Raw genomic sequence first — 10480 nt, 5'->3', positions numbered from 1 at the left:
CCAGCAGGCGATCCACTTCGCCGCCCAGGGCGTGCTGTCGGGCACCCAGGACCTCGTCGTCGCCTCCGGCGTCGAGCAGATGGCGATGGTCCCGATGGGCTCCTCCGTCGCCATGGCGCTGGAGAAGGGCATGCCCTTCCCCTTCGGCGAGGGCTGGGCCGAGCGCTACGGCATGCAGGAGATCTCCCAGTTCCGCGGCGCCGAGCTGATGGCCGAGAAGTGGGGCTTCACCCGCGAGGACCTGGAGAGGTTCGCGCTGGAGAGCCACCAGCGCGCCGCCAAGGCCATCGAGGCCGGCTACTTCGACCGCGAGATCGCCCCCATCGCCGGGCTGACCAAGGACGAGGGCGCCCGCGCCGACACCACGCTGGAGAAGATGGCGGGCCTGAAGACCCTGCGCGAGGGCGGCCGGATCACCGCCGCCGTCGCCTCGCAGATCTCCGTCGGCGCCTCCGCGGTGCTGATCGCCTCCGAGGAGGCCGTCAAGCGGTACAACCTCACCCCGCGCGCCCGGATCCACACCCTCGCGGTGTGCGGCTCCGACCCGGTCTACATGCTGACCGGCCCGATCCCCGCCACCGAGAAGGCCCTGGACCGCGCCGGGCTGAAGATCGACGACATCGACGTCTTCGAGGTCAACGAGGCGTTCGCCCCGGTCCCGATGGCGTGGGCGCACGACACCGGCGCCTCGCTGGACAGGACCAACCCCAACGGCGGCGCCATCGCCCTCGGGCACCCGCTCGGCGCGACCGGCGGCGTCCTGATGACCAAGCTGCTGCACGAGCTGGAGCGCACCGGCGGCCGCTACGGCCTGCAGACGATGTGCGAGGGCGGCGGCCAGGCCAACGCCACCATCATCGAGCGCATCTGAGCCCGTCGAGGAACCGCCCCCCGGAGTCCGCTCCGGGGGGCGGTACCGTCCGGAGGTGGCCGGGGACATGTACGAGACCATCCTGTATTCGGCGGACGAGCGGATCGCGCGGATCACGCTGAACCGCCCCGACGCCCGCAACGCGCTCAGCGACCAGATGATCGGCGAGCTCCTCGACGCGTTCGAGCGGGCCAAGGCCGACACCGGCGTCCGGGTGATCGTCCTGACCGGCGCCGGGGACCGGGCGTTCTGCGCGGGCGCCGACCTCGGCGGCCTCGGCCGGGCGCAGGCGGACGGCCGGCCGGTCGCCGACGCCGCCGCCGTCCGGGACAGCGCCCCCTTCCGCCTCTTCACCGCCTTCCCCCGGCTCGGCAAGCCGATCATCGCCCGGCTGGCCGGGCACGCCGTCGCGGGCGGCCTCGGCCTCGCCGCCGCCTGCGACCTGGTCATCGCGGCCGACGACGTCGCACTCGCCACCCCCGAGGTCAACGTCGGCCTCTGGCCGATGATGATCATGGCGATCATCAACCGGAACGTCGCGCCGAAGCACGCCTTCAAGCTCTACTACACCGGCGCCCGCGTCACCGCCGCCGAGGGCCGCGACATCGGCCTGGTCACCGAGGTCGTCCCGCGCGCCGAGCTGGACGCCCGCGTGGACGAGCTGGCCCGCATGATCGCGTCCAAGAGCCCCGTCGGCCTGCGCCGCGGCCGCGACGCGTTCTTCGCCATCGAGGGCCGCCCCCTGGAGGACCAGGTCGCCCACCTGCTGTCCGAGCTGGTCGGGCTGACCGCCACCGAGGACGCCAAGGAGGGCATCACCGCCTTCCTGGAGAACCGCCCCCCGGACTTCCAGGGCCGCTGAGCCGCCTAGCGCGGCGCGAGCTCGGCCAGGGCGAGGTGGAACAGGACCTTCAGGTCGCGGGTGCGGCGGGGGAACGGCTCCTCCAGCTTGGCGGAGACCTCCTCGTCCCACGCGGCCGCGGCGAGCGTCAGGTCGCGGACGGCGCCGTCGTCACCGGAGATCAGGGCGAGCGCGAGGTCGAGGGCGGGGCTGGGGCCGTCCAACCGTTCCCGAAACTCGTGGAACTCGGGCCGCGGCGCCGCGCCGGGACGGACGGCCGCCAGGACGACCAGCCACGCGCGCACCGCCGCGGGCGCGTCCGGCCAGAGGGCCAGCAGGTCGGGAAGGCGGTCGAGGACGGCCCGGCAGGTGGCGGCCTCGTCCGAGTCGGGCTCGCCGGCGGCCGGGACGGGGTCGATCGTGGCGATGTAGGCCAGGTGGATCAGCAGGTGGAGCCGGTAGGCGGGGAACAGCTGCGGCGCGCGGACGAGCTGGACGAGGAACCTGATGGTCTCCGGAGTGCAGTCGTAGCACGTGTCCTGGTGGACGACCGTGCTGAAGTACTCCTCGACGGCGTCCTCCCAGCCCTCGTCGTTGGCGGCGAGGCCGAGCAGGATGTCCGGGACTTCGCCGGCCGGTCCGTAGGCGCCGGTGAGAGACGACCAGTCGACGTCGTCCAGCCCCTCCAGGACGATCGGCTCGCCCGAGGGGGCGCCGGACGGCTCCTCCTCGGCAAGGCCGTGGACGATGGCCGGCGCGGGCGTGCGGGAGGGCTCGCGGGAGAGGGCGCCCACCCGGAGTTCGCGCACGTCGCCGGCGGTCCGGTCGCAGACGCGCTCTCCCCCGGGGAAGATGTGGCGGGCGGTCTCGGTCAGGGCCATCGTGCTTGAGAGCCGGCCGCCGAGCCCCTCGGCCAGCACCGCGACGGCGCGGTGCTCGGCGGCCCTCCACCAGCGCTCGTCGTCGTCCGGGTAGGGGCCCTCGTCGAGGCTGTCGATCCGCCATCCGGAGCCGGTCGTGGGGTCGGGGGCGACGCGCACGAGCGTGTGGCCGCGTCCGGTGAGCGCCCGGGCCCCCTCGCGGGCGGCCTCCTCGTCCGGGACGAAGAGGGTGTAGGTGGAGGCGTGCCGTGGAACTGTGATCACCGGGTCAGCGTAGAGGTCGCCCTCCTGGCGTCTCGGGTGTGAGACTGCGCGGTGTGGAGATCGAGAAGGCCGTCCGGCGGATGGGGCTGGCGGACACCTACGAGGACCGCCACTGGGACAGGGCCGTCAAAGTGACCGACAACGCCGTCCAGAAGGCGGAGCCGGAGTGGCTCGAACGGCTGCTGGCCGCGCTGCTGGAGGTGGAGAAGCCGACCCACCCGATGCGGTACGGCTTCGAGGTCGCGCTGGGGCGGCTGGCGAGCGCGCCCGGGGACGCGCAGCGCACCGCGCGCGTCCGCGCCCTCGCGGTCGAGGGGCGGGCCTGGGGCGGCGACCTTCGCTACAGCCTGCCGGAGGTCGCGGAATGGCTGGCCTGCGCCCAGCCTCCCGAGCATCTCCTCGCGGTGTTCGACGGCGCCGAGGCGTCGGACGAACTGGCGGCCTGCCTCCTCCAGGAGACGGCCCTGCGCCACGACGCGACGTCCGCCGGCGGTTTCGCCGCGAGGCTGCGGGCCGCCGGGCATCCGCTGGCGGACCTGCCGCTTCGGCCGGTCGGGGCCGAGCGGCATCTCGGGCTGCCCCGGTATCCCGGCCGGGCGGAGCCCTGGCGGCCGCCCGGTGAGGGGGCGCCGGACGCGCCGGGCCCTTCCGGTCTCGACGTCGATGCGGCGGCGGTCGACTGGCCCGGGGCTCGGCAGGCGCTGAGCGCCTACCGCAACTGGCCGTCGGGGGCCGACGCCCTGGAGGCCGGACTGTTCCGGCTGGACCGCGCGCTGGCTCCCTCCGACTTCGGCGCCTCGCTGCTCCGGCTCCTCCCGGCGGCCAGCACCGGCGCCACTGTGGCCGGGGTACAGCGGGTTGTCACCGTCGACGTCCTGCGGACGCTCTTCAGCGGAGCCGCTTCCGGGGGCGCGTACGGGCCCCGCATGCACGGCGCTTATGCGCGCAAGGCCGCATGGGAGTCGCTGGCGGCGCTGGCGGACGTCCAGGAGACCGGCCTGGCGGCGATCGAGCGGGCCGCCGACCGGTGCACCTGGCTCTTCTACGGCTCGGACTGGCATCTCCAGGTCGTCCCGCCGCTGGACGCGGGCATCGCCGTCCTGCGCCCGGACGGCCGGACGGTGGCCGTGCTCGCCGTCACCGACTCCGACTGATCTTGCGAGCGGCCAGGAAGGCGTCGATCTCGGCCTGCTGGGCGGTGTCGAAGGCCGCCTTGGGGAGGAAGGCGGCGGGCTGGCCGTTCACGTACAGCAGCCAGAACTCCGGGGTGGGGAACACGTGCGAGAACAGGGTCCACCGCATCTCCGTGGTGGACTCCTCCGTCCGGCACTCGTAGCCGCTGTCGGTCACCCGCACCGTCGTCGGGACGCAGAGGAACGCGAGCATCTTCCGCGCGCGTCTGCGGAGCCACCACGTCCCCGCCAGGGGACTGAGGACCGCCGCCACCAGCGCGCCGATGCCCATTCCCGGGTCGCCCGAGGCGAACCTGTAGGCCGCGCCCCCGATCAGGGCGATGACGAGAACCGCGTACAGGATCGTGAGCTGCCTCTTGAAACCCTGGGTGAAAGCCCGGGTCACCTCGTCCTTGGTGGGCTGATATTTGACCGAGATGTCCACAACGCCGCCTTTGCTTAACGTGTGGATCATCCTTTCCGGGCTCGCTCACCGGCGCAACCGCAGGTCAGCGGAGGCGGCCCGCGCCTCCGAGGGGGTCAGGCCGAAGCGGGCGCGGAAGCGGCGGGCGAAGTGCGCCTGGCTGGAGAAGCCCCAGCGGTAGGCCACGTCCGCGATCGTCGTGCGGGCGGCGGCCGGGGCGGCGAGCTCGTCGCGGGCCCGCTGGAGCCGGCGCTCCAGGATGTGCCTGGCCGGGGTGGTGCCGGCCGTCTCGAAGATCCGGCCGAGATGCCGCACCGACACCCCGAGCACGCCCGCGACCTCCCCGGGGGTGAGGCCGGGATCGTGCAGGCGCCGATCGACGTAGTCCTCGGCGACGATCAGCTGCGTCTGGTAGGCGGCGGGCGCGGACCGCCCGCCCGACCGCTCCGTGGCGATCATCCGCAGCAGGTCGAGGACGTTCCCCCGCGACCGCGCCTCTGGGTTCTCCAGGACGGCCCGCAGCGCCACCACCAGTGCGCCCTCCCGGGCCGTCCCGCGCCGGAAGTTGGACTGCCGGGCCAGCAGCCCCCGCTCCGAGTAGGAGGTGCACGACAGCCCGACCAGCGCCCTGCGGTTGTAGTCCTCCCAGAACCCGATGCGGTCGCGCGGGGCGACCTCCACGGTGCTGGCCTCGGAGATCATCGGTGCTGGTGCCGGCATGATCCGCTCCTCCCGCCGCGGGGCGCGTCCCCGCGACGGAGCCTATGACGTGATCCGCGTCATACGGCCAGGTGGCCTCCGTCCACCGGAAGGACCGCCTCCTTGGACCGCGGCTCCTCTCGCGGTGCGTTCCCGCGAGTGAACCCCCGGGCGGGCTCCCGGTCTTTCCTGTGACGGACGCCGCGCTTTGCGCGTACCGGACATCACCCGCCCCTGACCTGCCCAGACAAGATCCTCCCTCAACGTGCAACTGTAAGGTTGCGCATCTGCCCGCCCATGTGCAACCCTGAGGTTGCAAGAATGACGAACATGGGAGCGGCCGGATGAGCGAGAACCGAATTGAACGCGAAACCCTGATCGCGGCATCCTTGGAGAGGGTCTGGTCATTGGTGGCCGACCCCGGGTTCTGGGTGGCCGACGTTCCGGGCCCGCCCGGCGGGGCGGCGGAGGGCGAGTCGATGGTGGTGAGGAACGCCGCGCACGGCGACTTCCCCGTGCGCGTGGAGAAGGTCGATCCGCCCACCTATGTCGCCTACCGATGGGTCAGCGCCTTCCCCGGGGAGGAGCTGCGCGACGACAACAGCACCCTCGTGGAGTTCACGCTGACCCCCGAGGGCGGCAAGACGCGGCTGCGCGTCGTCGAGAGCGGGTTCGCGGAGCTCGCCGGATCCGAGGACCTGCGCCGCAGGGCCGTGGAAGACAACACGGGCGGCTGGCCGCAGGTGCTGGACGCCTTCAAGACCCGTGTCGAAGCCGCGTGACCGACAGTCCTGACGGCGGCGCCGCGCCGGTCGACGGCGTCCTCAACGCGCTGGCCGATCCGACGCGGCGCCGCCTGCTCGACCTCCTCGCCGAACACGGCGAGGCCACCGCCACGACCCTCGCCGAACGGCTCCCGGTCTCCCGGCAGGCGGTGGTCAAGCATCTGGGCGTCCTGGACGCGGCCGAGCTGGTCTCCAGCAGCCGGGTCGGACGCGAGGTGCGGTACGCGGTACGGCCCGCGGCCCTGAACGCGACGGCGCGGTGGATGGCCTCGCTGGCGGCCGACTGGGACCGCCGCCTGGCGAACATCAAGCGCATCGCCGAAGCGGCGGAGCGCGACGCCCGCTAGCCCCGCCCGTCCCCCCGCCGAGCCGGCGGCCGCTCACGGCCGCCTCACGCCGGACGACGCCCTGATCGTCCGGCGCCCCCGGAACACCCCCTGCGGAAAGGGCGCTTCGCCATGCCCACGGAAACCACCCCGCCCGGGGCGGCGGCCCCGCCCGGGGCGGCGGGCGGACACCCGCGCATCGACCGCAGGCAACGGCTGATCCTGCTCGTCCTGCTCGGCGCCGGGTTCACGCTGTCCGTCGACTTCTCCATTCTGAACGTCGTCCTCCCGATGGTCGGCGAGGGCGTCGGAATCGGCGTGGACGGCCTGCCCTGGATCGCCGCCGCGTACGCGCTGCCCGCCGCGGGCTTCACGCTGGTGTTCGGCCGGCTGGCGGACCTGCTCGGCCGCCGCAGGCTGTTCCTCGCCGGGATGGCGCTGCTGACCGCGGCCTCCCTGCTCGGCGGCTTCGCGGCCGGCCCCGGGACGCTCCTGACCGCCCGGGCCCTCCAGGGGTTCGCCACCGCGATGGCGACCCCCGCGGCGCTGTCCCTGATCACCAGCACGTTCGCCGAGGGCCCGCTGCGGGAGCGCGTCCTCGGCCTCAACGGCGCCCTGCTCTCCGCGGGCTTCACCGTCGGCGCCCTGGTCGGCGGCGCCCTCGTCAGCCTGCTGAGCTGGCGGGCGGCCTTCTTCATCAACGTCCCGGTCGCCGTGGCCGTGCTGCCGGCCACCCCCGCCCTGATCGGCGAGAGCAGCCGCCCCGCCCGGCTCCGGCTCGACCTGCCCGGCGCGGTGACCGTGACGGGCGGCCTGCTGGCCGCCATCTACGCGGTCATCGAGCAGAACGCCGCCGCCGCCGTCGCCGGCGTGGTGCTGCTGGCCGCCTTCTGGGTGATCGAACTGCGCTCTCCCGCGCCGCTCGCCCCGGTGCGCATCCTCCGCCGCCCCACGGTGAAGTGGGGCAACGCCGCGGGCCTGGTGGTCTTCGCCATGGAGCCCGCCATGATCTTCCTGACGACGCTCTACCTGCAGAACGTCCTCGGCCTCTCGCCGCTGGCGACCGGACTGGTCTTCGGCGTCCCCGGCCTGGCGTCCGTCGGCGCCGGCGTGCTCGCCGGACGGGCCATCGGGCGCTTCGGCGGCCGGACCGTCCTGACCTGCGGCCTGGCCGTGCAGGGCCTGGCGACCCTGCCGCTGGTGCTCCTCGGCACCGACAGGACGGCGCTCCTGATCCTGGTCCCAGCGCTGTTCATCGGCTTCTTCGGGCACGTGACGTCCATCGTGGCGTACACCGTGACCGGCACCTCCGGGCTTCCGAACGAGGAGCAGGGCCTGGCGACCGGGCTGACGCTGATGACCCAGCAGGTGGCCATCACCGTCGGCATCCCGATCCTCGCCTCGATCGCCGCGACGCGCGGCGCGGAGCTGACCGGCATCCGCCTCGCGCTCAGCGTGGACGTGGCCGTGACGCTCGCCGGCGCGGGCCTCGTCTGGTTCGGCCTGCGCTCCCGCCCCGCGGAAGGGATCGGCGGGTAAAGGTGGGCTTTGCCCGCCTCGGGGAAGGGGGCGGGGGTGGGGGAGTGGTTCACGCGGGAGATCGCGGACGCCGGGCGGCTCCGGCTGTTCTGCTTCATCGTGGCCTTCATCGCGGCGTTCCTGTTCATCCGGTTCAGCGTGCGGATGATCCGGCGGCAGGTGCGGTGGTGGCCCGGGAACGTGACGCCCGGCGGACGGCACATCCACCACGTCGTGTTCGGGCTCGTGCTCATGTGCGTCGGCGGCGTGGGCGGACTGGCCCTCACGGACGACTCGTCCGGGTGGGCGGCCGCCGCCGCGGCGGTGTTCGGGGCGGGCACCGCGCTCGTCCTCGACGAGTTCGCCCTGGTCCTGCACCTCCAGGACGTCTACTGGAGCGAGCAGGGCCGGCTGTCGGTCGAGGTCGTCTTCATCATGATCGCGCTCTGCGGGCTGATGCTGCTGGGCCTGCGGCCCCTCGGCGTGGACGACGCCGCCGGGGACGGGGTGTGGGGCGTCGCGGGCGTCCTGCTGTTCAACCTGTGCGTCGCGGTGATCGCCCTCCTCAAGGGCAAGGTCTGGACGGGCGTCATCGGCCTGTTCATCGGGCTCGTCGCGATCGTCGGCGCGATCCGGCTGGCCCGGCCGGACTCGCCGTGGGCCCGGCGCCGCTACGCGGAGGGGTCCCGCAAGGAGCGGCGGGCGCGGACGAGGGAGCGCCGGTACCGCCTCCCCGTCCAGCGCCTCGGGGACCGGCTGAGCGATCTGATCGCCGGACGTCCGTCCATCAAGTCGTAGGGAGCGGCGGGCGCCGGGTTGACGCGGCCCGGCGGACGCGGACGGTCACCGTTGCGGGATCGACCCGCAAACCGACAAACAAGAACAGGAGAGACACGCGATGATGCCCGACCAAGACAGGTTGAACATCACCGGCCCGTCGCCGGTGGACGTGCTCACCAGGAAGTTCAAGGACGCGATCGCCGCCGCCTTCGGGCAGGAGCACTGGAGGACGGACCCCGTCATCCGGCGGGGCAAGCAGGCCGATCTGCAGGCCAACGTCGCCCTGATGCTGGCCAAGAACCTGAACCTCGACTCCCGGGTCGTGGCGCAGCGGATCGTGGACCATCTCGACGTCGGTGACGTCGTGTCCGAGGTCCGGATCAGCGGGCCCGGCTTCATCAACCTGACGCTGAGCGACGAGTGGATCACGGAACAGCTCCGGCGGATCTCGGCCGACGAGCGCCTGCGGGTGCTGTCGGCCCCGAGGCCGGAGCGGATCGTGGTGGAGTACTCCTCACCCAACGTCGCGAAGGTGATGCACGTCGGCCACCTGCGGACGACGATCGTGGGCGACGCCGTCGCCCGCATCCTGGAGTTCCTGGGGCACGAGGTGATCCGGGACAACCACATCGGTGACTGGGGCACGCCGTTCGGCATGCTCATCGAGCACCTCCTCGACTTCGAGGGGGGCACCGATGCCGGGCTCGACGCGTTCGTGAGCGACACGGGCGCCTTCTACAAGGCGGCCAACGCGAAGTTCGTGTCGGACGAGGAGTTCGCCGGACGGTCGCGGCGGCGGCTCGTCGCCCTCCAGCGGGGCGACGACGAGACGCTGCGGTACTGGCAGCTCCTCGTGGACGTCTCCTTGCGTTCCTACAACGCGTTGTACGAGCGGCTCGGCGTCAGGCTGACCGCCGACGACGCCAAGGGGGAGAGCTTCTACAACGAGATCCTCCCCGAGATCGTCGACGAGCTGGAGCAGCGCCGCCTCGCGGTGCCCAGCGAGGGCGCCCTGTGCGTCTTCCTGCCGGATTTCAAGGGCAGGGACGGCGAGGACAAGGCGGTCATCGTCCGCAAGAGCGATGGCGGGTACAACTACACCACCACCGATCTCGCCACGATCGTCTACCGGGTCGCCGTCCTGCGCGCCGACCGGGTGGTCTACGTGGTGGGCGATGAGCAGACGGAGCACTTCGAGCTGCTGTTCGCCGTCGCGGAGATGGCGGACTTCCTGCTCAGGGGGACCGTGCTCGAACACGCCAAGATCGGCATGGTGACCGACCCCGCGACCGGCGGCAAGCTGAAGAGCCGGTCCGGCGACGCGGTCCCGCTGTCCGCACTGCTGGACGGCGCGTACGAGCGGGCCGCGGCGAAGTTCGACGAGAGCGGTCGCGGCGAGCGGTTCGACGCCGCGACCCGTGCCGCGATCATCCGCGACGTCGCCGTGGGCGCGGTGAAGTTCGCCGACCTGCTGGTGGCGCGGAGCAGCAAGTATCCGTTCGACCTCGAACGGATGATCGCGTTCACCGGCAGGTCCGCCGGCTTCGTGCAGTACGCCGGCGTCCGGATGAAGTCCGTCCTGCGCAAGGCCGGGCTGACGCCGGAGTCGGCCACGGGCCCGATCGTGATCGGGACCGAGGAGGAGCGGAACCTGGCGCTGCACCTGCTGGACTTCGGCATCACGCTGGAGGAGGCGGGCGCGGCGGCGGCGCCGCACCTGGTGGCGGAGTACGTCTACGGCCTCGCCACCCGCTACACGGCCTTCTACGAGGCCTGCCCGGTGCTCAAGGAGGGCGTCGACGAGGAGACCAGGGCGTCCCGGCTGGCCCTGTGCGCGGTCACGCTGCGCACGCTGGTCACCGGCCTGGAGCTCCTCGGCGTTCCCTCACCCGACCGGATGTGAGGGACGCGTACTGATC

General features: G+C 72.8%; 11 protein-coding genes. 8 read left to right on the top strand and 3 right to left on the bottom strand.

Annotated features, from left to right (window positions below):
- Together AB0C69_RS29430 and AB0C69_RS29425 are read left to right on the top strand one after the other, a co-directional pair.
- On the top strand, positions 1-871 hold an 871-nt coding region (locus tag AB0C69_RS29430; RefSeq protein WP_360358385.1), incomplete at its 5' end, for an acetyl-CoA C-acyltransferase.
- 67 nt (positions 872-938) lie between these two features.
- Positions 939-1733 carry an enoyl-CoA hydratase-related protein gene (locus AB0C69_RS29425; protein WP_360358384.1) on the top strand — a complete coding sequence of 265 codons (795 nt, stop codon included), beginning with the start codon at positions 939-941 and terminating at the stop codon, positions 1731-1733.
- 5 nt (positions 1734-1738) lie between these two features.
- On the opposite strand, the gene AB0C69_RS29420 is transcribed toward AB0C69_RS29425, so the two are convergent.
- Positions 1739-2857, bottom strand: coding sequence for a hypothetical protein (locus AB0C69_RS29420; RefSeq protein WP_360358383.1), 1119 nt, complete (start codon positions 2855-2857; stop codon positions 1739-1741).
- 53 nt (positions 2858-2910) lie between these two features.
- Between AB0C69_RS29420 and AB0C69_RS29415 the strand changes: the two genes are divergently transcribed.
- Positions 2911-4011 carry a DUF6183 family protein gene (locus AB0C69_RS29415; RefSeq protein WP_360358382.1) on the top strand — a complete coding sequence of 367 codons (1101 nt, stop codon included), beginning with the start codon at positions 2911-2913 and terminating at the stop codon, positions 4009-4011.
- On the opposite strand, the gene AB0C69_RS29410 is transcribed toward AB0C69_RS29415, so the two are convergent.
- The gene (locus tag AB0C69_RS29410) at positions 3995-4474 is read right to left on the bottom strand and encodes a YcxB family protein (protein WP_345173226.1); all 480 of its coding nucleotides are present in this window, start codon (positions 4472-4474) and stop codon (positions 3995-3997) included. The two genes, AB0C69_RS29415 and AB0C69_RS29410, sit on opposite strands and share 17 nt — an antisense overlap.
- A gap of 45 nt (positions 4475-4519) precedes the next feature.
- Positions 4520-5173, bottom strand: coding sequence for a helix-turn-helix domain-containing protein (locus tag AB0C69_RS29405; protein WP_360358381.1), 654 nt, complete (start codon positions 5171-5173; stop codon positions 4520-4522).
- A gap of 323 nt (positions 5174-5496) precedes the next feature.
- Between AB0C69_RS29405 and AB0C69_RS29400 the strand changes: the two genes are divergently transcribed.
- From AB0C69_RS29400 to argS, 5 genes are all read left to right on the top strand, one after another.
- A complete protein-coding gene (locus tag AB0C69_RS29400) occupies positions 5497-5934 on the top strand; it encodes an SRPBCC domain-containing protein (RefSeq protein ID WP_345173231.1) in 438 nt (145 codons plus the stop codon).
- Complete coding sequence (locus AB0C69_RS29395) at positions 5931-6284, top strand: metalloregulator ArsR/SmtB family transcription factor (protein WP_185031921.1); 354 nt, start codon at positions 5931-5933, stop codon at positions 6282-6284. The genes AB0C69_RS29400 and AB0C69_RS29395 overlap by 4 nt, the downstream gene beginning before the upstream one ends.
- Before the next feature lie 111 nt (positions 6285-6395).
- Positions 6396-7802, top strand: a complete 1407-nt coding sequence (locus tag AB0C69_RS29390; protein ID WP_360358380.1) for an MFS transporter — start codon at positions 6396-6398, stop codon at positions 7800-7802.
- A 36-nt stretch (positions 7803-7838) separates the two neighbouring features.
- Positions 7839-8579, top strand: coding sequence for a hypothetical protein (locus AB0C69_RS29385; RefSeq protein WP_353832479.1), 741 nt, complete (start codon positions 7839-7841; stop codon positions 8577-8579).
- Between the two features lie 100 nt (positions 8580-8679).
- Entirely contained in the window at positions 8680-10464 is a 1785-nt protein-coding gene (gene argS / locus AB0C69_RS29380) for an arginine--tRNA ligase (RefSeq protein WP_360358379.1), read from the top strand.
- Positions 10465-10480 lie beyond the last annotated feature (16 nt).

The organism is Actinomadura sp. NPDC048032, assembly GCF_040653175.1.
GTDB classification, from domain to species: domain Bacteria; phylum Actinomycetota; class Actinomycetes; order Streptosporangiales; family Streptosporangiaceae; genus Spirillospora; species Spirillospora verrucosospora.
This window is presented reverse-complemented; position numbering and strand designations above follow the sequence as displayed.

Bases quoted from the DNA above. Each gene is read 5' to 3' on its own strand.
- AB0C69_RS29400 (WP_345173231.1), top strand. From the start codon at position 5,497: ATGAGCGAGAACCGAATTGAACGCGAAACCCTGATCGCGGCATCCTTG.
- AB0C69_RS29390 (WP_360358380.1), top strand. From the start codon at position 6,396: ATGCCCACGGAAACCACCCCGCCCGGGGCGGCGGCCCCGCCCGGGGCG.
- argS (WP_360358379.1), top strand. From the start codon at position 8,680: ATGATGCCCGACCAAGACAGGTTGAACATCACCGGCCCGTCGCCGGTG.
- AB0C69_RS29405 (WP_360358381.1), bottom strand. From the start codon at position 5,173: ATGCCGGCACCAGCACCGATGATCTCCGAGGCCAGCACCGTGGAGGTC.
- AB0C69_RS29425 (WP_360358384.1), top strand. From the start codon at position 939: ATGTACGAGACCATCCTGTATTCGGCGGACGAGCGGATCGCGCGGATC.